General features: G+C 62.4%; 19 protein-coding genes. 5 read left to right on the plus strand and 14 right to left on the minus strand.

Annotated elements, in window-relative coordinates:
- Nucleotides 1-181 precede the first annotated feature (181 nt).
- The 8 genes from AC1RQI_RS03570 to AC1RQI_RS03605 all read right to left on the minus strand — a co-directional run bounded on the left by AC1RQI_RS03570 (nt 182) and on the right by AC1RQI_RS03605 (nt 9,891).
- Nucleotides 182-1,603 (minus strand): amidase, encoded by a 1,422-nt coding sequence (locus tag AC1RQI_RS03570; protein WP_481903680.1) that lies wholly within the window; start codon nt 1,601-1,603, stop codon nt 182-184.
- Between the two features lie 9 nt (nt 1,604-1,612).
- Nucleotides 1,613-3,436, minus strand: a complete 1,824-nt coding sequence (locus AC1RQI_RS03575; protein ID WP_481903681.1) for a long-chain-acyl-CoA synthetase — start codon at nt 3,434-3,436, stop codon at nt 1,613-1,615.
- 152 nt (nt 3,437-3,588) lie between these two features.
- Nucleotides 3,589-4,422 carry an SDR family oxidoreductase gene (locus AC1RQI_RS03580; RefSeq protein ID WP_481903682.1) on the minus strand — a complete coding sequence of 278 codons (834 nt, stop codon included), beginning with the start codon at nt 4,420-4,422 and terminating at the stop codon, nt 3,589-3,591.
- A gap of 277 nt (nt 4,423-4,699) precedes the next feature.
- Complete coding sequence (locus AC1RQI_RS03585) at nt 4,700-6,145, minus strand: ATP-binding protein (protein WP_481903683.1); 1,446 nt, start codon at nt 6,143-6,145, stop codon at nt 4,700-4,702.
- Entirely contained in the window at nt 6,145-6,825 is a 681-nt protein-coding gene (locus AC1RQI_RS03590) for a response regulator transcription factor (RefSeq protein WP_481903684.1), read from the minus strand. The genes AC1RQI_RS03585 and AC1RQI_RS03590 overlap by 1 nt, the downstream gene beginning before the upstream one ends.
- Before the next feature lie 145 nt (nt 6,826-6,970).
- Nucleotides 6,971-8,500, minus strand: coding sequence for an ArnT family glycosyltransferase (locus tag AC1RQI_RS03595; RefSeq protein ID WP_481903685.1), 1,530 nt, complete (start codon nt 8,498-8,500; stop codon nt 6,971-6,973).
- Nucleotides 8,484-9,506 (minus strand): glycosyltransferase family 2 protein, encoded by a 1,023-nt coding sequence (locus AC1RQI_RS03600; RefSeq protein ID WP_481903686.1) that lies wholly within the window; start codon nt 9,504-9,506, stop codon nt 8,484-8,486. Before AC1RQI_RS03600 ends, AC1RQI_RS03595 begins: the two co-directional genes overlap by 17 nt.
- On the minus strand, nt 9,490-9,891 hold the full coding sequence (locus AC1RQI_RS03605; protein ID WP_481903687.1) for a GtrA family protein: 402 nt from the start codon (nt 9,889-9,891) through the stop codon (nt 9,490-9,492). Before AC1RQI_RS03605 ends, AC1RQI_RS03600 begins: the two co-directional genes overlap by 17 nt.
- A gap of 198 nt (nt 9,892-10,089) precedes the next feature.
- On the opposite strand from AC1RQI_RS03605, the gene AC1RQI_RS03610 reads away from it, so the two are divergent.
- From AC1RQI_RS03610 to AC1RQI_RS03625, 4 genes are read left to right on the plus strand one after another with little or no spacing between them, the layout of a single operon-like run.
- The gene (locus AC1RQI_RS03610; protein WP_481903688.1) at nt 10,090-10,788 is read left to right on the plus strand and encodes a thermostable hemolysin; all 699 of its coding nucleotides are present in this window, start codon (nt 10,090-10,092) and stop codon (nt 10,786-10,788) included.
- Entirely contained in the window at nt 10,772-12,943 is a 2,172-nt protein-coding gene (locus AC1RQI_RS03615; RefSeq protein ID WP_481903689.1) for an AMP-binding protein, read from the plus strand. The genes AC1RQI_RS03610 and AC1RQI_RS03615 overlap by 17 nt, the downstream gene beginning before the upstream one ends.
- Nucleotides 12,930-13,712 carry an SDR family oxidoreductase gene (locus tag AC1RQI_RS03620; RefSeq protein ID WP_481903690.1) on the plus strand — a complete coding sequence of 261 codons (783 nt, stop codon included), beginning with the start codon at nt 12,930-12,932 and terminating at the stop codon, nt 13,710-13,712. The genes AC1RQI_RS03615 and AC1RQI_RS03620 overlap by 14 nt, the downstream gene beginning before the upstream one ends.
- On the plus strand, nt 13,709-14,329 hold the full coding sequence (locus tag AC1RQI_RS03625; RefSeq protein WP_481903691.1) for a tetratricopeptide repeat protein: 621 nt from the start codon (nt 13,709-13,711) through the stop codon (nt 14,327-14,329). Before AC1RQI_RS03620 ends, AC1RQI_RS03625 begins: the two co-directional genes overlap by 4 nt.
- 19 nt (nt 14,330-14,348) lie before the next feature.
- Here the strand turns inward: AC1RQI_RS03625 and AC1RQI_RS03630 are convergent, their stop codons facing one another.
- The 6 genes from AC1RQI_RS03630 to AC1RQI_RS03655 form a co-directional block, all read right to left on the minus strand.
- On the minus strand, nt 14,349-16,337 hold the full coding sequence (locus AC1RQI_RS03630) for an acetyl/propionyl/methylcrotonyl-CoA carboxylase subunit alpha (protein WP_481903692.1): 1,989 nt from the start codon (nt 16,335-16,337) through the stop codon (nt 14,349-14,351).
- Between the two features lie 228 nt (nt 16,338-16,565).
- Complete coding sequence (locus AC1RQI_RS03635) at nt 16,566-17,378, minus strand: enoyl-CoA hydratase/isomerase family protein (protein ID WP_481903693.1); 813 nt, start codon at nt 17,376-17,378, stop codon at nt 16,566-16,568.
- Nucleotides 17,378-18,544, minus strand: a complete 1,167-nt coding sequence (gene atuD, locus AC1RQI_RS03640) for a citronellyl-CoA dehydrogenase (RefSeq protein WP_481903694.1) — start codon at nt 18,542-18,544, stop codon at nt 17,378-17,380. The genes AC1RQI_RS03635 and atuD overlap by 1 nt, the downstream gene beginning before the upstream one ends.
- Nucleotides 18,545-18,974: 430 nt before the next feature.
- On the minus strand, nt 18,975-20,591 hold the full coding sequence (locus AC1RQI_RS03645; protein WP_481903695.1) for an acyl-CoA carboxylase subunit beta: 1,617 nt from the start codon (nt 20,589-20,591) through the stop codon (nt 18,975-18,977).
- A gap of 5 nt (nt 20,592-20,596) precedes the next feature.
- Nucleotides 20,597-21,469 carry an SDR family oxidoreductase gene (locus AC1RQI_RS03650; protein WP_481903696.1) on the minus strand — a complete coding sequence of 291 codons (873 nt, stop codon included), beginning with the start codon at nt 21,467-21,469 and terminating at the stop codon, nt 20,597-20,599.
- A gap of 327 nt (nt 21,470-21,796) precedes the next feature.
- Entirely contained in the window at nt 21,797-23,590 is a 1,794-nt protein-coding gene (locus tag AC1RQI_RS03655; protein WP_481903697.1) for an acyclic terpene utilization AtuA family protein, read from the minus strand.
- Nucleotides 23,591-23,754: 164 nt separating this feature from the next.
- Between AC1RQI_RS03655 and AC1RQI_RS03660 the strand changes: the two genes are divergently transcribed.
- On the plus strand, nt 23,755-24,360 hold the full coding sequence (locus AC1RQI_RS03660) for a TetR/AcrR family transcriptional regulator (protein ID WP_481903698.1): 606 nt from the start codon (nt 23,755-23,757) through the stop codon (nt 24,358-24,360).
- Nucleotides 24,361-24,587: the final 227 nt, after the last annotated feature.

Raw genomic sequence — 24,587 nt, forward strand, 5'->3', positions numbered from 1 at the left:
CACCGATGAGCAGCTGGACCGGCTGCTGCCCTGGCGTCAGGAAGGGGCGGTTACCGCGTAGTTCGTGGACCGCTTACGGGCGTCGCCTAGCCTGAAACAGGATGGTGGCGCAGTCATTGAGGTTCTTGAGGATGTGACGGCTGCACGGAGAGTCCCCAGACGACCCTCCGGGCAGCCTTCTTCAGGTTGAGCTGTTTAGTGGGAAGGAATGGTGTTGCGCACCTTCCAGCTCGTAGCCCAGCTCCAGCAGCAGCCGTTCCTGCCCGTGACCGGCGGCCAGGTGGACGCCGATGGGTAGGCCGGCTTCGGTCCAGCCCATCGGCATGGACAGCGCCGGGCCGCCGGCGATGTTGCAGTAGGGGGGGAAGCTGACGTAGTGGGACAGGCGCTCCATGAGGGTGTCGTAGGGGACGTCCGGATGCAGCCAGCCCAGTTCCGGTGTGGTATGGCCCAGCACGGGGGACAGCAGGATGTCGTATTGCTGGAAGAAACGGACGTATTCCCTCTGGGTGCGCTTGAGTCTGGTGAGGATGGCGGGTAACCGGTGCATATTACGGCGGAAGCGGTGGTAGAGACCCCGGCTCAGTCCATCCACCTGATCCGCATCGAACCCCTTGCCGAACGCGAAGCGGCCGCCACGGGTGGCCAGAAATGAGAGCATGCCCCAATAGTGCTTGAAGTCCTCCGGAAAGGAGGGATCCACTGGTGGGGTAACGGTTTCAACCCGGTGCCCATTCTGTGCCAGCTGATGCGCGGTGTTTTCCACAGCGCGCCGAGTGGCGTCGTCGGTGGGCGTGCCGTTGACCGAGTCCGTCATCAGGGCCACGCGGTACTGTTGGTGGCCGGGGCCCTGAACGTGGCCGATGGGCGGCAGTGACCGGTTCCGGTGAACGTTCTCCATGGTGGCGTGGAAAAGGGCTGTGTCCCTGACGCTGCGGGTAACCACGCCCTCGCTGATGACGTTGATGGGCAGGGGGCGCGCGGTTTCCGTCACGGCATGGCGGCCGCGCGTGGGCTTGAGCCCTACGAGCCCGCAACACGCGGCGGGGATGCGGATTGAGCCGCCGCCGTCGTTGGCATGGGCCATGGGCACGGCACCGGCGGCCACCATGGCTGCCGAGCCGCCTGATGAACCGCCCGGCGAATACGCCGGATTCCAGGGATTAAGGGTGGGCTGGTCGTGGGCCGGCTCGGTGGTGGCGTTGAAGCCGAACTCTGGCAGGGCCGTCTTGCCCAGCAGCGTCAGGCCTGAGGTCATGAACTCGCGCGCGTAAGCGCCATCGTGGCTTGCCGGATGAGGCCGGATGGCGGCCGAGCCATGCCGGCTGGGCAAACCTTTGAGGTCGGTGTTGTCCTTGAGCAGTGAGGGGATGCCGGCCAGACCATGGTTTCGGCCGCGTGCATCCCGGTGAGGGGTATCAAAGCATTCCACGACCAGTGCGTTCAGCTGGGGATCCAGCTGGCGCAGCCGTTCAATGGCCGCCTGGTTGAGTTCCTGCTCGGATACCTCGCCCCGTTTGAGGCGTGCCCTCAGCGCAACAGCGTCGTCAGTGCCCAGAGCGTCGTCCTGGAAAGCATGGATCTGGGGGCTGTACTCGGTCATGGAAATCTCCTAGAACGCGATCTCGCCACGGTCGATCCGGGCGATGGTGGGGGCATCCAGCGCCTGGTACCCATTGCTGCCCGGCAACAGAGCAAAGACGTGATCGCCACTGTCGCCGGGGTGATACGCTTGTCGTTGCAAGTCGGTCTTCCGGTACTTGAAGGTGCCGGTGGTTTCAATGGCTTCGGTCAGTCGCAGGAAAACCGGCACCGCATAGGGCGGCAGGTTGGCCTTGAGGTAGCGGTGGAGGGCGTCCAGCTCCGGCATCCGGTCGCGCGGTACCAGTGTGGCCATGCCGGCCTTGCCGTCGTGCGCCGGGATGGCCACGCCATAGACGACCACGTCTTCAAATCCTCCGAAGCCGTCGATGATGTTTTCCACTTCATTGGTGGAGACGTTCTCACCCTTCCAGCGGAAGGTGTCGCCCATGCGGTCGACGAACTGCAGGTGCCGCCAGCCGATGTCGCGCATGATGTCACCGGTATTGAACCAGGCATCTCCCTGCTTGAAGGCATCCCGGATGATGGACGTCTCGGTGTCCTCCTTGCGGGTGTAGCCCTCGAAGTGCCATTTCTGGTTGATCCCGCCAATCAGCAGCCCGGGTTCGCCCTTGCGGACTTCCCGAAGGCGGCCATGGCTGTCCCGTATGGGCTCTTTGGTGCCTTCCTTCACCTGCACAAGCTTGTAGGGGGCCGTGGTCAGGCCCACGGTGCAGTCGAGATTCAGGACATTGGTGAACCCGATGTTGCCCTCGCTGGAGGCGTAGAACTCGGCTACGTGCTCAATGCCAAACCGTTCCTTGAACTCGTTCCAGATGGACGGACGGAGTCCATTGCCGATCATCTTTCGTAGCGGATGGTTGCGGTCCTGCGGCGTGGCCGGCTGGTTCAGCAGGTAACGGCACAGCTCGCCCACATAACCGAAGGTGGTGGCCCCGTAGTAGCGCACGTCGTCCCAGAAGCGGCTGGCGCTGAAGCGCCGCTTCATGACCAGTGAGGCGCCTCCGGCGAGCACGGCGCCCCAGCACACCAGCAGGGCGGTGCCATGGTAGAACGGCAGACTGCAGTAGAGTACATCGTCCGGCGTCATGGTCAGCGCCATGAAACCGAAACTGCCACTGGCTTTGAAGCATTTGCGGTGGCTGCTGGGGGCGGCCTTGGGCATGCCGGTGGTGCCGGAGGTGTAGATGTAGACGGCGGTGTCGCCCAGCCGGGGTGGATCCGCCGGACCGGGATCCAGGGTATCGAAGTGGCTGACCGCTTCAGCGAGGTTAAGGTAGCCCTCGGGCGCCTGGCCGAAGCAGCTGCGGGTGTCGGTGTCGGCCAGCCAGAGAAGGGGGGTGGCCTCAGCGGGGGTGACCCGATCGCGGATGGCGTTGAAAGTGGTTAGCAGCTCGTCGCCCACGATGAGTTTGCGGGGCGAAACCAAGCCAATGCTGTGGATGAGAACCTCGCCTTTTTGGGCGGTGTTGAGCATGGCGCAGGCGATGCCGATCTTGGCGGCGCCGGTGACGATGGCCAGGAGCTCGGGGCGGTTTTCCAGCAGCAGTGCGATGGTGTCACCGCGTTTCAGACCCTGGCTGCGGAACCAGTGGGCGTACTGGTTGGCCCATTGGTTGAACTGGGTCCAGGTGAGGGTCTGTTCGCCGTAATGGAGCGCCGGGTTGTTGCCGTGGCGCCGAGCGTTGCGTTCGACGAGCGTGGCGATGCTCTGGGGCTTGTTGTCGTTGTTCAGTGAATAGTAATAGAGGCCCCGGGCCATGTGAGGCGCCTTGCGGATGAGACCTGGCACTTTGCGGATGACGTCGGTGGTTTTGATCTGGTCCGTGGTCATGGTGATCTTATATCGAGGCGTTTGGAGGAGGGGGAGCGGGGAGTTCTTCACGGGAAGCTCTGGAGCCATGGATGGCGGAAGAGCAGCGTACATGGATGTATTTACAGCGTTTCCCGTGAAGAACTCCCCGCTCCCCCTCTTAGTACGATGTCTCAGTCGTCCAGGAAAAAGTCCTTCATCAGCTCCGGCCCGTTCGGGTCATAGCGGTAGTGTTCCAGATCCGTTACGCCTTCCTCGGCCATGACGTCGTCGTCAATCAGGCACTGCCCCGTGGTGTGCGAGGGTGGGCGCTGGAGTATGGCGGCTGCCGCGTCACCCATGATCTCGGGCTTGCGGCCCTGTTTCATGAGCTGGGGTCCACCAACCTCGAACTCGATCGCGGCCGTGGCGATCAGGGTTCGGGGCCAGAGGGCGTTGACGGCCACCGGCAGCTTCCGGAACTCTTCCGCCATGCCGATGGTGAGCATGGACATGCCGTATTTGCTCACCGTGTAAGGGGCATTGTTGGCGAACCACTTGGGGTTGAGGCTGATGGGTGGCGACAGGTTCAGGATGTGCCCGTGGTCGGACTCGCGCAGCCAGGGCAGGGCGGCTTGGGAGCAGACGAAGACGGCGCGCGCGTTGATCGACTGCATCAGGTCGTAGCGTTTAACCGGCAGGTCGGCCACGCCCTGGAGACGGATGGCGCCGGCGTTGTTGACCAGGCAGTCGATGCCGCCGAAGTGGTCAGCGGCCTTCTGCATGACCTCTTTGACCTGGTTCTCGTCCTGTACGTCCAGCTTCAATGCCAGTGCCTTGCTGCCTGTCTCTTCCACTTCCTGGGCCACCGTGTGGATGGTGCCGGGCAGCTTGGGGTGCGGTTCATCGGACTTCGCCGCGATGACGATGTTGGCGCCCTGCCGGGCACAGGCGAGGGCAATGGCCCGGCCGATGCCGCGGCTGCCGCCGGTGATAAGGACCGTTTTTCCGTTCAGGTTACTCGTCATTGATGGTTCCTCTCCTGCGTGGATGGGCCCTGAGCAGAGACGGTCTGTCGGTTGCGGACAGGGGCCCGGATAGTGTCTCCCCCAATCACGGTGGTTTCAATGCCCTGATCCTCAATGTTGATGTTGAGGATGTCCTAAGCCGACCAGTCACAATGTAAGCATGATGCGACAGCCTGATATTGGCTCTATTGACGCAATCGGGCGAGGGTGATGACCAATCCGTTCGCCCCCAGTAATCCGGGCACGAGGAAGACCATAGAACCCCGGCTAGTCCCTGTCAGGCTTCTGGGAGCGGGGACTCGCAGGAGGAGCGGGGAGTGGGTTTCAATGGCAGAGTCAAAACCACACGGCACCCGACGGTGTCTGCTCCGGGGGAGGCAATGGTAAGTGTTCCCTGATGCAGTTCGGCGATCCGCTTGGCAATGGCGAGTCCAAGCCCTGCGCCAGTTCCCTGTCTTTGATCGAGTCGTGTGAATCGGCTGACAGCCCGCTCGCGCTCTTCGGCGGGAATGCCGGGGCCCTGGTCGGTAACCATGACTGTCGCCTCGTCGGGGCTTGCCTCCAGGCTCAGGACGACCTCGGTATTGGCCGGACTGTACTGAATGGCGTTGGCGAGCAGTGATCGGAGCATCGTCGTGATGAGTGACGGGTGGCAGTGGATGCTCAGGGACTCTGTGTTGGTTTCGAAGCCGATATCGATAGCATTGTCCATGGCAATCGGCATGATCTCGGCGACGGTGGTGCGGATCAGTGAGGGAAGGTCATTGGATTCCATGGTGCTGTGCCCTGCTACATCCGCATCAAGCCGGCTCAGCAACAGTATCTGCTCCACGAGGTGGCTCATCCGGTCGACGGACGCCATCAGTCCGGCGCCTTCCCCGGGGTGACGGGATTCGAGCCGTTCAAGATTCAGCCTCAGCGCGGCGAGGGGCGTCCGGAGCTCGTGTGCGGCATCGGATGAGAACTGGCGTTCCCGTTCAAATGCCTTATCGAGGCGATTGAGAAGCGTGTTCACTGCCTCCACGAGCCCCTGCACTTCACGGGGGGCATGGCGCTCATCCAGAATATGCAAACGTTCAGGCGCCATATGGCGTATTGGCCGCTCGATGTTGCGAAGTGGCCGGAAGCTCAGGTGGATGACGATTACCGATGTCAGGATCAATAACGGCAGCGCAGCGACGATGGGCACGACGTTACCCCAGGCCAGTTCGCCGCTCAGCTCGGATCGCACATCCGCTCGCTGCGCTGTTCTTATCCAATGGCCGGTTGCAGGGTCTTTCAACGTGAAGGTTCGCCACTGGTAACCCCCGGATTCGACCCAGTCATAGCCGGCTTGCAGTTCCTCCTGACGGTCGGATTGCAGTGTGTCGAGCATGGGGTTACGTTTGGCATCCCAGACTTCGAACGCAATCTTTTTCTCGTACTTGTGGCCGAGTCCTCCCGGCAGTATCTCGTCATAGTCCCCCTCCATCTCGGTTCCCGACATTGTTGACCTGGGCAGTTGAAGGGTCTGTTCCAGCGTGTGGGAGAGCTGTTCAGGGGATTGGGTGTCAGAAAGGTGGCGCAGCAGGCCCTGGACGATGCGGGTGCTCTGCGCCAGTTCAGCGTCGAAGATCTCATTGAGTTCATGGTTGCTTTCCAGGTAGGCCCAGAGTGTTGCACTCGTTGCGAGCAGCAGCACAACGGCGGAAATGGCCATTGTCAGCGTTCGGGTGAGTGACATCAGGAGGGGTGCTCCAGGGCCTCTGGGTTGAGTAGATAGCCAATGCCGCGAACGGTCTTGATGGCGTCCTTACCGATTCGTCGTCTCAGGTGGTGAATATGAACCTCCAGTGCGTTGCTCTCCACCCCCTGGTCCCATCCGTAGAGTTGCTCCTCAAGCCGCTGCCGGGGAGCGACGCGGCCGGGGTTTTTCATGAGATACAGCAGGATCTGGTATTCACTGCGAGGCAGACGGCTCTGGTGCGAGTCGATACTCAGCGTGGCGTTCTCTGTATCAAGGGCCAGGGAGCCCACCTGAACGTTCCTTGAAGGCGCCGAACCCGAACCCCGCCGCTGGATGGCCCTTATACGGGCCTTCAGCTCCGCCATCGCGAAGGGTTTGGTCAGGTAGTCATCGGCTCCGGTATCCAACCCCTGAAGCCTGTCATCCAGCTGGGTACGGGCGGTGAGAATGATGATCGGAGTGTTGATGTCACTGGAGCGGACCTTCTGAACGATATCCAGCCCATCCATGCGCGGCAGTGTCAGGTCGAGAATGGCTAGGTCAAAATGATCGTTGAGCAGTGCCTGGCAGGCCTGGCGCCCATCATCCAGCCAGTCAACGGAGTGCTGGTCTTCACGCAGCATGTCGACCATCGTGGTAGCCAGCGGATGATCGTCTTCAACCAGTAGGATTCGCATAGGCGTTCTATAGCGTTACAGGTTTGTGGGTGTTGTTTGGTTGCGGCCCAGAAAATGCCTCAGGGCGCTCATGATGTAGTGCTCGGCGCCGGAGCAGCGGTCCAACCAAGAACCAGCATTCCTTTGATACTACCAAGCACTTTAATCATGAACAGCTTGATTCTGGCAATGACTTGCATTGCATGCGGTGCCCAGCCTGTCGGCTCTTGCCCCTGGCCATGCCCACCGGGAATGCAGTGTACTCTTTCGACTGCGCAATGGGCTGTGCTATTGATTCCAGCTTGTTGATCAATGCCTCATCATCGCGTTCCACAGCGACCAGATGGTGCGGGGGCCGCGCTACTGAACCCAGTCGGGAAAGAAGTTCGGAACGTGGCACACTGCGAACCTTGGCGCTGGTGTAAAACCGCGCAGAAAAAGGGATCTCATCAGCATATGCCAGGTCCTCGAGCTCCCAGCGCGGGTGATCTCGTACCTGTCGCACAAGGGGCCTTTCGGTTCTCAATAGCTCAGGGCTGGCGATGGACCAGAGGCCAAGACCGATGCCGACGAATGGAACAATCAATGCGACAAGCAGCTTCGCCCCGTGATGCCGCGCCGGTATCGTCACTGGTATCAATGCGGACAGGATGACGGCAAGGAAGGGCAGGCCCGGCAGTACATAGGTCCAGAGAATGTTCCCGGAAAAGGAGAAAAATACGGCCGGAGTCAAAGCGCCCATCAGTACCAGTCCAGTGATGCCCTTCGTTGCGCCATGCCAGTCGTAAAGCAGCCGGGAAAAGCGGTAATAACGGTTGATGCAGATTGCGGCCCCAATCAATCCCCAGGGAAAGCTCGCCAGTGTCAGGTGGATCCAGATGGTGCCGCGAGGGAATTCGTGGGCATTGCCATACAGGTCTCCGTTCCAGTCGCTGATCAGGAACCGCTTGAAGTGCTCGCCGACGATGAAATAATCAAGAAAACCGGGTGTCTTGATCTCGGCAAGCACGTACCAGGGAACCGCGAGAGCCAGCATCAGGCCGGTCCCCAGGAACCAGGGAAAACTCTGGCGCAGTGCTCGCCACTGTTGATGGACGATCACCCACGCGGCGATTGGGGCCCCGGTCAGCACGAGCGTTAGCGGACCTTTGGCGAGTAGCCCGATGGCGAGACCCACAAAGAAGAGCCATCCCCAGGAGGCGTCTCCACCCTGCAGCCGGATGAGGACACTGCTCAGAGCCAGTGTTGTGCCCAGCGCCAGAAACGAGTCGGTCATGACGGTTCCGGCGCTGAGGAATCCAAGCAGCATGGTTGAGTAAATGAGAGCTGCCCATACCGTGTCGTGCGAAAACAACGCAGAGCCCGGGTCGGGCAGGAAGGCGGCACGAGTGCGCATGATCAGAATCACGATGCCCAGGTTCGCAAGCCAGGAGGGGAGTCGACCGGCGAATTCATTGACACCCAGCCAGCGAAAAGACAGTGCCTGGGCCCAGAAGGAGAGCGGAGGCTTGCCCCAGAAAGGAACCCCTTCCCGAAACCAGGGTGTGATCCAATCCCCGGAAACGGCCATCAGGCGAGCGATTTCCGCGTACCGTGGTTCCGTTGTATCCATGAATGGGACCAGAGCGGACAGGCCGAGCCGTGACAGCAGAACCAGTCCGAGCAGCGACAGCAGGAACTTAAGATGAAACTGCATTATTAACTGTTCTCCTTGCCCGGCTTTCGGGCCGCGCACTGATGGCTTGGCCCTGGTCGGCTGAGTCATCGGCAACCAGGTACACAGGACGCTGTTTGGTTTCGATGTAGATTCGCCCTACATATTCGCCGAGCAGGCCAACGCATAGTAATTGGATGCCGGACAGGAAAGTGATGACAGTGATGATTGAGGCGTACCCCGGCGTGGCGACGCCGAACAGCAGGGCCTTCAGGACGACCCAGGCTCCGAAGGCGCCGCCCGTGGCCGCCGCCAACAAGCCGAGTATCAGTGCCAGTCGCAGCGGTTTTACAGAAAATGAAGTGATGCCTTCCATAGCGAGTTGCGCCAACTTCAGGTAATTCCATTTTGTGTTACCAGCAGCGCGAGCATCCCGGTTAAACGTCAGAGTGATGGTCGGCATCCCGATCCAGGCAATCATTCCCTTCAGGTAACGGTTGCGCTCGGGCAGGTCATTGAACGCATTGACCACCCGTCGGCTCATCAGTCGGAAATCGCCGGTATCGACGGGCAGTTCAGCATCACTGATGCGATTCAGTAACCGGTAGAAGCAGGAGGCGGACAGGCGTTTTAGCCAGCTTTCGCCGGCACGCGAATCACGTTTCATCAAGACCATGTCATAACCGGCACGCCACTGCTCCACCATTCGAGGAATCAGCTCTGGCGGGTCCTGCAGATCGGCATCCATAAGGATGACCGCCTCGCCGAGTGCCCGGGCCAAACCCGCGGACGCAGCGGCTTCCTTCCCGAAATTTCGGGAGAGCTCGATCACACGGATCATTGGATAGGTTATGCGGGCGCTTCTTAACATGGATGACGAGTCGTCCTGGCTACCATCATCGATGAAGAGCCACTCCACGGGTTCCCCCAGTTTTCGGCAGGTCTCGGCCAGTCGGCCGAGCAGTTCCGGAATAACCTCGGATTCGTTATGCACCGGGATCACGATGCTCAATCTGGGCTCGGTGATTGGGTTATGTCGGTCCTGCATCAAAAACCATCCCCCTTGCAACGGTAAAATTGATGATGGTGGCTGCGGAAGTCGCCATGAGCTGTGCCACTGCAATCTGCCCCACCAGTTCAGTTGCGGTCATGAAGACTGTGAGGTTGACGATCCATCCAAGTGCGGCGCTGGCCAGATAGCGCGGAAAGGCAGTTCCATGACGAAGCGTTGAACGGAACGCGAACCGGTGCTGGCCGATGTAATTGATGTGAAGGCCAACGGCGGCCCCAGTCGCGGTCGATGCCGTCGGGCTTGCCCCCTGGCTGACCATGGCTGCCATAACCAGCCAGTGAGTCGCTGTCGCAATCGCTCCGACTGCCAGGAAACGGAACAGGTCTGTACTGACTTTCCTTTTTGGACCGGCCTGACCCACTCAACTCTCCTTAACCACTGATCAATGCTCCGCATGCTCCCATTGACCGATTAAGGGAGGCTTAAGAGACCGTTTGAGAAATCTTAAGTTGGTCTTAAGGTTTCCGTGCGCACGCCTTAAGTTCCCTTTAAGCCTCGCCGCCTATTGTGGAAATCGTCCCAGCAGGGCGATGAGTCCAACGGCGGTAGGGGAGCCAACATGAAAAGTCCTTTGATGATGCCTGTCAGCCTGAGTGCTGAGCGCTCGAGCCTGACGCCGGTGATGGCTGGCAATGGCTGGACACTGTGCAGCGTGGCTGCGGGCTCGGAAGCCGCGAACCGAACGACCGATTTCATCCACCAGCGTTTCCGGCTGGCCTATCAGGCCCAGCCGCCGTTGCGGATTCCCGACCTGCTGGCACTGGTTTCAGATCACGGCGATCTGATCGCCGCCGTGGGTATCCGGTGTGCCGAGGGAGAGCATCTGTTCCTGGAGGATTACCTGGATCAGCCGGTCGAGCGGCTCATTCCCGGAACACGGCCGGATCGCCGCCGCTTAACCGAGATTGCCCACCTGGCGGGTTCCGAAGCCGGTGCCGGCCGCTATCTCTTTCCGGCACTGTCGAAATACCTGCTTGACCTCGCCTGCGAATGGGTGGTCTGCACGGGCACGCCCCATCTGCGTAACGGTTTTGAACGACTGGGAATCGACGTGCACCCGATGGGGGCAGCCGACCCGCTACGCCTGCCGGACCAGGGCAGAGGCTGGGGGCAATACTACGAGCACAGCCCCGAGGTGATGGCCCTGAGCGTGGAACAGGGGCATCAGGCCATGGCGCGCCTTGGGCTGATGAAGAAGATCTCGGAGGTTGGTTTGGAAGGCGGCACCGGGGGAGGCAATTATGGCGTTATTGCCTGAGCTGTTGAAGGAGCAGGCCCGCCGCTACCCTGACCGGTTGGCGCTGGTTGGACCGGGGGAGCGCTGGCATTACGGCGAGCTCCTTGAGGCCGCGACCGGGCTTGCCGAGGAGCTGGTCGGCCTCGGCGTGCGCCGGGTGGGCCTGTGCGGTGACAACACGCCTGGCTGGGTTCTTGCCGACCTGGCGTGCCTGCTGGCGGGCGTTGCCTGCGTGCCCATACCGCCGTTTTTCTCTGAAAGCCAGTCGGCACACCTGGTGGCGCAATCGGGCCTGGACGGGCTGCTCGGTCGCGAGGGGACGCCCATCGGCCATGGTGTCTCATTCAAGTCACTGCCGCCCGGCGCTGACGCTCAACCCATGCCGGAAGGCACCTTCAAGATCACCTATACCAGCGGTAGCACGGGCACGCCCAAGGGGGGCTGCCTGTCCCTGGAGCAGATGAGCGCCACGGCGGTTGCCCTGCGGGATCGCCTCGAGGGGGTTGGCCTTGCCCACCACCTGTGCGTGCTGCCGCTTGCGACCCTGCTGGAGAACATCGCCGGCGTCTACGTGCCCCTGCTGCTGGGTGGTTGTGTCGAGGTTCGGCCCCTCGCGGACCTGGGGCTGTCGGGCAGCAGCGGGTTGCAGCTGTCCAGCCTGGTTGGGGCCTTGCAGCAGAGTCGCCCCAATTCGCTGATTCTTGTACCGGAACTGGCCCAGGCACTGGTTGGCGCAGTAGAGAGCGGGAATCTTCCGGCATCCTCATTCCGGTTTCTGGCGGTTGGTGGCGCGCGCGTGGCGCCCGAGCTGCTGACCCGTGCACACCGCATCGGTCTTCCGCTTTACGAGGGCTATGGGCTTTCCGAGTGCAGCTCCGTCGTGGCATTGAACGCCCCCGGACAGACACGCGAGGGAAGCGTGGGGCAGCCCCTTTCCCATGTCGCCGTCCGGGTCGACGGCGAAGGGCATATCCGGGTGCGGGGTAACGGGTTTCTCGGTTATCTCGGCAGCAAGGAGGCGGTCGATGAGTGGCTCGACACGGGTGACATCGGCGCAATGGATGAGGACGGCTTTCTCTACGTCCGCGGGCGGGCCCGCAATCGCCTGATCACCAGCTTTGGCCGCAACGTCAGCCCGGAATGGATCGAGAGCGAGCTGATCCAGGGCGCCGGCATGGGCCAGGCGTTTGTCTTTGGTGACGGCGAGGCGCACCTCAGTGCCCTGTTGGTCGCGCCTGCGGACCGGACGGACGAACAGCTCCGATGCGCGGTCGCGAACCTGAACAGGACGCTGCCGGACTACGCGCGCATTGCCCGGATTCATCGGCTGGCCCGGCCCCTGTCGGCTTCCGGTGGGTATCTCACGGCAAACGGGCGGCTGGTCCGTGACCGGATTGGGTCCGATCTGCCGCATCTGCGGGCCACGGCGCGTTTGTTCGAAATCGACATCGTTCACAACCCAAGCGAAACAGCAGGAGACAACACCATGGCATTTTTCGACCAACTGCAATCAGAGACTGAAGCGGCCCGCGCCCATGTTCATCAGGCGCCGGCACTGCAGGCAATCCGGGAGGGGCGGCTCGATCTGTCCGGCTACACCTGGTTCCTGACCCAGGCCTACCATCACGTCAAGCATACGGTGCCGCTGATGATGGCCTGTGGCGCGCGCCTGCCGGAGCGGCTCGAATTCGTCCGCGAGGCCCTCGTGGAGTACATCGAGGAGGAATACGGTCACCAGGAGTGGATCCTCAACGACCTGGCGGCCTGTGGCGTGGACAAGGAAAAGGTGCGCAACGGCCAGCCGGATACGCCGGTTGAGTTGATGGTCGCCTATCTTTACGACCGGATTCAGCGGGGCAATCCCATGGCGTTCTTCGGCATGGTCCAGGTGCTGGAGGGGACGTCCATCGAGCTGGCGACACCCATGGGTAAAGCCATCCAGCAACAGCTGGACCTCCCGGACGAGGCATTCAGCTACCTGTATTCCCACGGCGATCTTGATCAGGATCACTTCGAGTTCTACCGGAACCTGATGGACCGGATCACCGACGAGGCCGACCAGCAGGCCATCATCGAATCCGCGCGGATGGTCTACCGGCTCTACGGCGATATGCTTCACAGCATCCCGGTGATGGCCGGGCGGTCCGAGGGAGGTGCCAGCCATGAAGCTGCATGATCGTGTCTTCCTGCTGCTGGGTGGCTCCGGGGGGATTGGCCAGGCACTGATCGAGCCCCTGACGGCGGCGGGCGCGCGGGTCATCGTCGCCTCCCGCCGGCCAGAGCAGCTGTCATTGCCCGAGGGTGTGACAACGGCTCGGCTGGATCTTGCAGCCGATGACCTTGACGCCCAGCTCGAGTCGCTGAGTCAGGACCGCCCGGATATTGATGGCGTGATCCATTGCGCGGGACAGAATCAGTTTGGCGCACTGGCGTCGCTGTCCGTCGAGGACCTGGATGCCCAGATCGCTGTCAATCTGCGATCCGCGATGCTTGTGGGTCGCCACTTTGGTGAACGCTTCGCCTCGGCGGGCAAGGGGGATCTGGTGTTTGTCGGCTCCACGTTCGGCAGTATCGGTTATCCCGGCTATACCGCCTACTGCGCCACCAAGTTCGGCCTGCGTGGCTTCACCGAGGCCCTGCGCCGGGAGCTGGCGGACACGCCGGTGCAGGTTCTCCATGTGGCGCCCCGTGCGACCATCACCTCGATGAATCCGGAGTCGGTCAATGAAATGAACCAGGCGCTTGGCAACACCATGGACGAGCCAGCGGCCGTTGCCGGCCAGATCCTTGCGGCCATGCGTCAGGACCGGCCCCGGCGTCTGCTGGGCTGGCCGGAAAAACTGTTCGCCGTTATCAATGGCGTGCTTCCGAAAGTCGTGGACCGGGCACTGAAAAAGCAGTTGCCAGTGATCCGGCGGTTTATGGGAACGGGGGTTTCATCATGAGAGTTTGCTTTGCTGTGCTGGTGGCACTTCTGGCGCTGCCGGTCTCGGCCGCGCCCATGTCGGATCAATTGCTGGCTATTCAGCATCGCTGGGCAGAGATCCAGTATGACCTGGATGAAGGCAAGCGTGCGGATGCTTTCGAAGAGCTCGCAGCTGAGACGGAGTCGCTTGTTGAAGCGTACCCGGACCGCGCCGAACCGCTCGTCTGGCGGGGCATCGTGTTGAGTACCTGGGCTGGTTCCTCCGGTGCATTCAGTGCGCTGGGGCTGGTCAGTGACGCACGGGAGGTGCTTGAGAAAGCGCTTGAAATTGATCCCACGGCCCTGGAGGGCTCTGCCCATACATCGCTGGGGAGCCTCTACTACCAGGTGCCGGGCTGGCCACTCAGCTTCGGGGATAACGAGCAGGCCCGCAAGCACCTTCGCAAGGCGCTGGCGATCAACCCGGACGGCATTGACCCCAACTATTTCTTTGGCGATTTTCTGGTCGAGCAAGGCGAGGAAAAGCGGGCAAGAACCTATCTTAAGCGAGCCCTGAACGCGCCCGACCGACCCGATCGCCCGTTGGCCGATCAAGGGCGTCGCGAGGAAATCAGGGCACTCCTGGAGACGCTCTGAATCGGGGCCGGCATGCCTTTCACCGTGCGTTTTCTCCTGATTGGGGTGACTCCGGGACAGAGACGGTCATCAACACCTGCCGGTTACGGACCTGGTCCCCCGCGCTGACGCGGATGTCTGAAACGGTTCCGTCACGGTCTGCCCTGAGCGGGTGCTCCATCTTCATGGCTTCGAGCACCGCCAGGGTCTGGCCCGCCTGGACGGAGTCCCCCTCGGCCACCCCGACCTCAATGACCGCGCCATCCATGGTGGCGCGGACGTCGCCGCTGCCCTGTTCGTCCGCGCGCCGGGCCGGGGCGTGAGTGTCGTCCCGCAGGATGAGGGTACGCCCTGACAGGTGGCAATACAGGGTGTGATCCACGAGCTGATACCGGCAGCTCCGGCGCACGCCATCCGCACTGAGGATCAACTCCCCATCGCGGTGGTCCTCGGCGACCAGGCTGTGTTCCTGGTCACCCACCGTAATGCGAGCTTGCGATCCTGAGTCCCTGAGACGAACCCAGGTACCGGTGTGGCCGTCATTGAGCAGCATCGGGCAGGCACTCGGCAGGCTGTTGCTCCAGCCGCCCCGGTCCGCGTACTCGGACCGGATCCCGTTCCGGTAAAGCGCCAGTGCGGCAACGGCCAGTTCCATTGAGGTTGCCTGGATTGGCTGCAGGCTGGGGTCGCCCTTGAATTCCGTTTCGAGGAAGGCTGTCGTCGCCTCGCCGGCGGCGAAGGTTTCGTGGGCCAGGACCCGGGAAAGGAACCAGGCGTTATGGGTCACTCCCAGAAGCACCGTGTCCTCCAGTGCCCGGATCAGCCTCCGGCGTGCCGTGCCCCGATCCGGTCCGCCCGCAACCACCTTGGCAATCATGGGGTCGTAATGGGGCGTCACCCGCATGGCGGACGAAACCCCGTGATCCACCCGTATCCCGTCGCCTTTCGGTGGTATCCAGCAATGAACTGGCCCCGTCTGCGGCATGTAGTTCTGTGCAGGATCCTCCGCGTACAGCCGCACCTCAATGGCATGCCCCTCAATCCGCACCTCGTCCTGAATCAGGGGCAGCGGTTCACCGGCCGCGACACGAAGCTGCAACGCCACCAGATCCAGCCCCGTCACCGCCTCCGTCACCGGGTGCTCCACCTGCAGCCGCGTGTTCATCTCCAGAAAGTAAAAGGCCCCGGACTCATCAACAATAAACTCCACCGTCCCGGCCCCGACATAACCACAGGCCTGCGCCGCCTTGACCGCCGCGTCCCCCATGGCCTGCCGCATGGTCTCGTCAACAAAGGGCGAGGGCGCCTCCTCCACCACCTTCTGGTGCCGACGCTGCACGGAACAGTCCCGCTCCCCCAGATGAAGCGCATTGCCCTGCTGATCCGCAAACACCTGGATCTCAATATGCCGCGGCCGAACAATCGCCTTCTCCAGGATCAACTCCCCGTCACCAAAGGCCGACTCCGCCTCCGACCGCGCCCGAGCCAGCTCATCCGCAAGCGCCGAGGGCTCATGCACCAACCGCATCCCACGCCCGCCACCCCCGGCGGACGCCTTGATCATCACCGGATACCCGATCGCCTCGGCAGCCTCCTCCCAGGCCCCCGGCTCCGTCTCCGAACTCTGGAACCCCGGCACCGTCGGCACCCCGGCCTCAGCCATCGCCTCCTTCGACCGCCGCTTACTCCCCATCAGCTCCATGGCATGAGCCGGCGGCCCGATAAAGGTAATACCGTTGTCGGCACAGGCCGACACAAAACCCGCATTCTCCGAAAGAAACCCATACCCCGGATGAACCGCATCAGCCCCCGTCTTCCGGGCAGCCTCCATAATCGCATCCACATTCAGATAGGACGCCGAAGCCGACGCCGGCCCAATACACACCGCCTCATCCGCCAGCTTCACATGCGGCGCGTCCCGATCCGCTTCACTGAACACTGCAACGGTCCGATACCCCAACGACTGCGCCGTCCGGTTCACCCGAACCGCGATTTCGCCGCGATTGGCAATCAGAATTTTATTGAACATTTATCACCCCTATACCGGTGGTGTTTTGTCGTTTTTCTCTGCAGCGCGCTTTTTCCTAGAGGCGTTTTGCAGCGAAGCCTGATGGCTGGTGCGGGGGAGGTCTTTCAGGGAGGCTCGATGACAGGATGTCATCGCGCCAGCGCCCAGGGATGGGTTCACAGCGGTCCCTGAAAGACCTCCCCCGCACCGGCCCCCGCAATCAACCAGCCGTCTGGAGACAAACCAAACCTACTCCTCAGCCCACGAAGGCTTCCGCTTCTGCATAAACGCCATAGTCCCCTCCTGCCCCTCATCACCACGCACCGCTGCCGCAAAATCCCGAGCCGCCCTATCCAACAACGACTCCAGAGGCTCCGTCTCAACCGACAAAAGCAACTCCTTCGTCACGCGACTCGCATGCGGCGCACAATGCCGAACCCGCTCCAGCGTCTTGGCCACCTTCGCCCCCAGTTCCTCACCGGACTTGGCAAAGTCATGCACAACCCCAAGCCAGAACGCCTCACTCCCATCAAACCGATGCCCCGTCAAAGCCAACCGCCGAGCCCGCGTCAACCCAATCCGCCGCACCACAAAAGGCGCAATCTGCGCCGGCGTAATCCCCAACGTCGTCTCCGGCAACCCAAACTTCGCGTCCTCCATGCACAGGGCCACGTCCGTCACACAGGCCAGCCCGAAACCACCGCCCATCACGGCCCCTTCCAGCACCGCCACCGTCGTCTGCGGCGCCGACTCCACCTCGGTCAGTAACCGCCCGAAAGCCCGGTTCAGCTCAAAGATCGGATCCTCACCGGCGTCCGGCTTCTGGCTCCGCGCCGAGGCCATATCCTTCACATCACCACCGGCACAGAAATGGCCACCCGTGCCACGCAGAACCACAGCGCGCGGCTCAGCCTCATCCCGTATCGCCGAAAAGACGGCGCGCAGCTCGTGCACCATGGCCAGACTCATGGCATTGCGACTGTCCGGCCGGTTGAGAGTGATATGCAGGATGCCGCCATCCTGTTCCAGCTTAAGCGTCTCGCAGTCGGGCAGGGCACTCATTACGCGCCTCCTTTGTCCTTGCCGGGCAACGTGCCCATGAGTTTGCAGATGATGCCGAGCATGATCTCGTCCGCACCGCCGCCTACCGATACCAACCTAACGTCCCGGTAGGCACGGGATACCGGGTTGTCCCACATATAGCCGTTGCCGCCCCAGTACTGCAGGCAGGCATCCGTCACCTCACGGCCCAGGCGCCCGGCCTTCAGCTTGGCCATGGACGCAAGCTGGGTTACATCCTTCTGGGCCACGTGCAGCTCACAGGCCTGGTAGGTGAGGGCGCGCAGGGCCTCGATCTCGGTCTGCAGCTCGGCCATGCGGAAGTGGATGGCCTGGTTGTTGATCAGCGGCTGGCCGAAGGTCTCGCGCTCGCGGCAGTACTCAATGGTCCGGTCCACGCAACCCTCCAGCGCCTTGATCACATTGGCCGCCCCCCAGAGTCGTTCCTCCTGAAACTGCAGCATCTGCATCATGAATCCGGTGCCTTCGGCACCGATACGGTTGCGCTTGGGAACGCGCACGTCGTCGAAGAAAACCTGGGCGGTCTCGGAGGAACGCATGCCGAGCTTATCCAGGTGGGGTGCGACACTGATGCCGGGGGTGTCCATGGGGACGATGATCAGGCTCTTGTTCTTGTGCGGCTTGTCATCGCTGGTGTTGGCCAGCAGGCAGATGAAGTCGGCGCTCGGCGCGTTGGTGATCCACATTTTGTGGCCGTTGATGATGTAGTCGTCGCCGTCGGACTTGGCGTTGGTCTTGAGCCCGGCCACGTCCGATCCGGCGCCCACTTCACTGACGCCGATGCAGCCGACTTTCTCGCCGGTTATGGCGGGGCGCAGGAATTCTTCCTTCTGCTCGTGGGAACCGAATCGTGCCAGGGCCGGGGTGCACATGTCCGTCTGGACGCCAATGGACAGCGGAACGCCGCCGGCATTGGCGATGCCGAATTCTTCGGCGGCGACGAGGTTGTAGCTGTAATCCAGGCCCATGCCGCCGAATTCCTCGGGTTTCTGGATGCCGAGGAGGCCGAGGTCCCCGAGTTTTTTGAAGACTTCGTGGATGGGGTAGCGGCCGTCGCGTTCCCATTCATCGCAATTGGGGTTGATTTCTTTTTCGACGAAATCGCGGACGGTTTTTCTTAGGGCCTGGTGTTCTTCGGTGAATTGCATTGGGTTCTGGCCTCTGTCTCTAGACTGGTTGTTTTGTGCCGGGCGCCGAAGTGGGGCTGTTTTCAGGGACCGCTGTGAACCCATCCATGGGCGCTGGCGCGGCGGCTTCCTGCCGCCGAGCCTCCCTGAAAACAGCCCCACTCCGGCGCCTTATAACTTTCCGGGTTGCGCCGGTGATACTGACAGCATTCTTTATTCCCGGGCCTCTCGAACTTCCGGGTAAATCCGGCTGTCTCGATTTCGAACTCTAGGGCTTCGAACTTCTTCTTTGATGCCCACTCCGAGCCCTGATTCTGCTTTGGCTCTGGGGACGGTGACCCTTGCAGGGAGGCTCGATGACAGGATGTCATCGCGCCAGCGCCCATGGATGGGTTCACAGCGGTCCCTGCAAGGGTCACCGTCCCCAGAGCCCCAAGGCCCGATGCCCTGCTCATAATCGAGCAATCCCGAAGCTGTTGGATTGCAAACGCCGAGCATCCCCTTCAGCACAGATCGCCAGCGCCTCCCCCACAACGCGACGTGTGTCCCGAGGATCAATCAGCCCGTCATCCCAGAGTCGGGCGGTGCCGAAGAGGGAATGGGAGCCGTCGTTGAGTTTCTTGGCCGTGGATTGCTCCAGGACATCCAGTTGCTGCGGGTCGGGCTCGAGGCCGTTCTTGCGTTGTTTTTCCTCGGCCACAATGCGCATGACCTTGCCTGCCTGGGCGCCGCCCATGACGGCGGTGCGGCTGTTGGGCCAGGCGAAGATGAAGCGGGGATCAAGGCCCCGGCCGCACATGGCGTAGTTGCCGGCGCCGTAGGAGCCGCCGACCACGACCGCGATGCGCGGGACGCGGGCGTTGGTGACGGCCTGGATCATCTTGGAGCCGTGCTTGATGATGCCGTTCTGTTCCGAGTCGGTGCCGACCATGAAGCCGGTGGTGTTGTGCAGGAACAGAAGCGGCGTGCCGGACTGGTCGCAGAGTTGGATGAACTGGGCGGCCTTGGCCGCGCCGCGCGGGGTGATGGGGCCGTTGTTGCCGATGATGCCGAGGGTGCGGCCATAGAGCTCGATCCAGCCGCAGACGGTCTGGCTGTCGAAGTCGTTCTTGAAGTCCAGGAAGCGCGAGCCGTCGGCGATGCGGGCGAGGATTTCGCGCACGTCGTAGGGCTTGCGGCTGTCAGCGGGGATGACGCCGGGGAGTTCGTCCGGGCTGTAGAGCGGCTCCTCCCAGTCGCGGTTTGCCCGTGCCGGCGTGGACTTGTTCCAGTCCAGCGAGGCCATGATCTCGCGGGCCTGGCGCACGCCGTCGGCGTCGTTTTCTGCCAGGTATTCAGCCGTCCCCGCCACCTCGCTGTGCATTTCGGCACCGCCCAGTTCCTCATCGGTGGCGATTTCGCCGGTGGCGGCCTTGAGCAGGGGCGGGCCGGCCAGGAACATCTTGGACTGGCCGCGCACCACCACCACGTAGTCCGACAGGCCGGGCTGGTAGGCGCCGCCGGCGGTGGCGTTGCCGTGGACGACCGTGATCTGGGGGATGCCGGCGGCGGACATGCGGGCCTGGTTGGCGAAGCCCCGGGCGCCGGGAACGAAGATGTCCGTCGCGTAGTTGAGGTTGGCGCCACCGCTTTCGGACAGCGAAATCACCGGGAGGTTGTTTTCCATGGCGATTTCCTGAGCGCGCAGGGTCTTGTCGAGCCCGGCCGGAGTGATGGTGCCGCCCTTGATGGCGCTGTTGCTGGCGGAGACCATTACGCGGGCGCCGCCGACGGTGCCGATGCCACAGATCATGCCGCCGCCGGCCATGGAGCCGTCCTTGTCGTCGTGCATCTTGTAGCCGGCCAGCGGGCAGATCTCCAGGAAGGGGCTGCCACGATCCAGCAGCAGGCCGATGCGGTCCCGCGGCAGGAGCTTGTTCTTCTGGTTGAACTTGTCGCGGGCCTCTTCCGCCTTGTCGCGCACCAGCCGCTCGACACCGCGAAACGTCTCGATCTCCGCCTGCATCGCTTCGGCGTTCTCCGCGAACTCCGGGCTGTTGGGATCGATGGTGGATTCAATCACCTGCATGGCGTTCAGTCCTCGTCATCCTGGAGTACCCGGGGCGTGACCGCCCGGTGGAAGCCGTTGAAGGCTTGGTTGTTCTTGGCCTTCGGCAGCGGCCAGACGCTGCCGCCCTGGGAGGCGCCGCCGTCGATGCGCAGTGTGTCGCCGGATATGAAGCGTGAGCCGGGGGAGAGCAGGAAGCAGATGGCGCTGCTGACCTCGGCTTCGGTGCCGATGCGCTTGCAGGGCACGGCATCACGCAGTCCCCGGATCCAGGACTTCATGCTGTCCGGGTAGCTGTCCATGCCGCTGGAGGCGATCCAGCCGGGGGCCACGGCGTTGACCCGCACGCCGGAGGCGCCCCATTCCACGGCGGCGGTCTGGGTAAAATTCACCATCCCGGCCCGCGCGGCCCCGGAGTGGCCCATGCCGGGCATGCCGCCCCACATGTCGGCGACGATGTTCACGATGGCGCCGCCGGTTTGTGTCATGCTCTGGTTGTAGACCTCACGGGAGACGAGGAAGCCGCCGGTGAGGTTGGTGCGCACGACGGTTTCCCAGCCTTTCTGGTTGATGCCGGCCAGCGGCGAGGGGAACTGGCCGCCGGCGTTGTTGACGAGGCCGTGGATGGGGCCGTGCTCACTGATGATGGTCTGGACGACGGGTTTAACGGCGTCCTCGTCGCGGATGTCGCAGGAGTAAGGGTGGGCGGTGCCGCCGTCTTCGCTGATTTCATCGGCGACGACCTGGACCTTTTCGAGCTTGCGGCCGATGAGGATGACGTTGGCGCCCAGGGCGGCCAGTTCATGGGCGGTGCAGCGGCCAATGCCGGAGCCGCCGCCGGTGACGATGATGGTCTGGTTTCTGAACAGGTCGTCTTTGAAGATTGATTGGTAGCTCATTGGGTATTGGAGTCCTCGTCCCAAGCTTGGTTGTTTTTCGCAGGCCCCGCTGTGGGGGATCCCTTTTCAGGACCGCTGTGAACCCCTGCAAGCTACGCTTCCATGCTCCGCTTGCAGGTCCAGGGCATACATCCTGTATGCCCGTTCGCGCTTATTCGCGCGAACCCATGGGCGCTGGCGCGGCGGCGTCCTGCCGCCGAGCCTCCTGAAAAGGGATCCCCCACATCGGGGCTTCAGAATGTTTGGGTAGCGCTAACCTTTCGTTCCGCCGCGCCTCCCGGAAGCACTCCCCACTGTGGCGCCCAGAACCAGCCAGCATGCCTAGGATCACTGCAACAAACCCGAAGGCACCGCCACTGGAATCTCCAGCAACTGCTGGGCAAACGCCTTCCCCTGTGGATCAATCCGCAGGCTGGCAACGCCGCCACCACCGAGGCTGTGCTTCAGCAGCAAGTTCAACCCGTTAATTCCGGGCATATACCAACGAAGTACTTCGCTTTTCTCCGGATCCAGTGTATGCCCCATCCATTCAGCCACCCGCTCTGGCGTCAGCGCAGCCGCGATCCAGGGCAGGTAATCCGCGCGCCGGGCCACCACGCCGATGTTGCAGTGATCGCCCTTGTCACCACTGCGGGCCCAGGCCAGGTCGACCAGCCGTACGTCGGTATCCGCCTGACCGGTTGTCCTGGGAATTGGCGCTTCTGCTGGCTTGTTCGTGCCGGCATAGCCACCTTCCGTCGGTACCGCCACGCTGGAGACGTCACCGCCCAGGTCCACGGAAACGGAAACCATCGCCTTGGGCACGAGGCATGAATACAGCCGGATCTTGGGCCAGACCGTGGGGCGGCCGCCGACGATGCCGGTCAGCCCTGGTGCCATGCCGGTGGCGGCCTGCGCAATTTCACAGGAGAAGGTCACCAGGGCTTTCTTGTCCGGGTGGGTGGCGCTGATCTTGATCACAACCTCACGGGTATCGCCGTGACGGCCGTGGGGGCCATAGGTGCTTTCGGTGCCGAGCAGTTCCACGCTGGTGTCGGTGTAGGGGGCATGGCCGTGGTCCTGGATGAGCCGTTCGGACTTGCGCAGTATGGCGTTGGCCACGGCGTCAGCCTTGCGCCTCGCCTCCATTCCCGCCAACAGGAAGGTGACGGTGCATTTGTGCCCATCGGGCCAGGTGCCGGCGACTTTGTAGGTGTCGGTCGGCGGCAGGCCGTGGGCACCGGTGACCCGGACCTGGTCCTGGCCGGTTTCTTCCAGACATACTTGGCTGAAATCGCAGGCGACGTCTGGCAGGTGGTAGGCCTGAGGGTCGTCGATCTCGTAGACGAGCTGCTCCGCGACGGTGCCGAAGCTGACCCGGCCACCGGTCCCTGGGGGCTTGGTGATGGTGAATTCACCGTTGGGCTGGACCTCGGCAATGGGGAATCCCATGTTGTCGAAGCCGTCCATGACGGTTTCCCAGTCGGTAAAGTTGCCCCCCGTGGCGTGGGCGCCGCATTCGATCAGGTGACCCGCGAGGCTGCCCTGGGCTAAACGGTCATAGTCGTCCTGGCGCCAGCTGAATTCGTGCATCAATGGCGCCAGGACCACGGCACTGTCCGCCACTCGTCCAGTAATGACGATGTCAGCCCCCTGTTCCAGCGCGCTGGCAATGCCGGGGGCCCCGAGATAGGCATTGAGACTGACCATCGTGCCCGGTAGGGGGGCGCCTGTATCGATCTCGGTGATGCCGCTCTTTGAGAGCTGACTCTTTTGCGGCATGAGGTCGTCGCCGTGGACCAGGGCAATGGTCAGCGCCAGTCCCTGTTCGTCCACCAGGGCCTGAAGGGCGTCCCGGCAGGCGACTGGGTTTACCCCGCCAGCGTTGCTGATGACCTTGAGGCCCTGGTTGCTGATCTCTCCGAGCAGTGGGCCCATGACGGTGTCCACAAAATCACGGGCGTAGCCCTGCGAGGGGTCCTTGAGTTTCTGGCCGGCCATGATGGACATGGTGATTTCGGCCAGGTAGTCAAAGACCAGGTAATCCAGGTTGCCCTTTTCCACGAGCTGCCGCGCGGCGGTCTGGGTGTCGCCCCAGAAGGCGGCGGCGCAGCCGATGCGCAGGGACTGGGGGGCATTCATGGCGGTTGTCCTTTGTACGGGTATCGTTTGAATTGAATATACCTAGCAAGCGCTTGGTTTGTAAACGGTGCTAGAATGAGGATCCGGCGCCTCGCAGCTCATGGCGGCCTTCAACTGCTAGAATCGGCCTGGTTTTAGGGCCTTATTTCCTGGAGATCCTCGACTTGTTAACCCAAACGACTGATTCCGCACCCAGCTTCACGGATCCCGAATCCCCCAGGGGCCGCCTCCTGCGCCAGGCTGCCCACCTGTTCCGGGACAAGGGCTATGAGCGCACTACGGTGCGGGATCTGGCTGCGGCGGTGGGGATCCAGTCAGGCAGCATCTTCCATCACTTCCGGACCAAGGAGGAGATCCTGAAAGGCGTGATGACGGAGGCGATCCTGGTGAATACAGCGCGCATGCGCGAGCGCCGGGACGCGGCGCCGGATACCCGCTCGGCGCTGCGGGCGCTGGTGCAGTGTGAGCTGGAGTCGATTAACGGTGACACCGGCGAGGCCATGGCGGTACTGGTCTACGAGTGGCGGAGTCTGTCCGAGGCCAGTCAGGCGGATATCCTGAAGCTTCGTGAGGTTTATGAGGGATTATGGCTGGAAACGCTGGAGAAGGCCCGGGCCGAGCGGTTGCTGGAAGCGGATCCGTTCATCCTGCGGCGTTTTCTCACCGGTGCCCTGAGCTGGACCATCACCTGGTATCGTCCGGACGGCGACATGACCATTGAGGATCTGGCCGGTCATGTGATGACGATGCTGAAGATCCCGTCGCCCTGATCCTCGCTACCCGACGATTGGCATTGCCGGCCACTTTGTGTGTTCCGGCTAAAGCCTTGTTACACAGGGTCACTCGCTGTAACGACGTCACATCCCCGACATTTCGGCCAGCCTGCAGGCTTGCATCCATCTCTCGACTGCCGTTTCATTGTCGGACCTTGACGTTCGTCAACCCCGTGACACGGTTCACGCACCGTTTGCACCGGAGGCGAACCCCCAAAGGAAAT

The organism is Salicola sp. AFF1 (assembly GCF_056783195.1).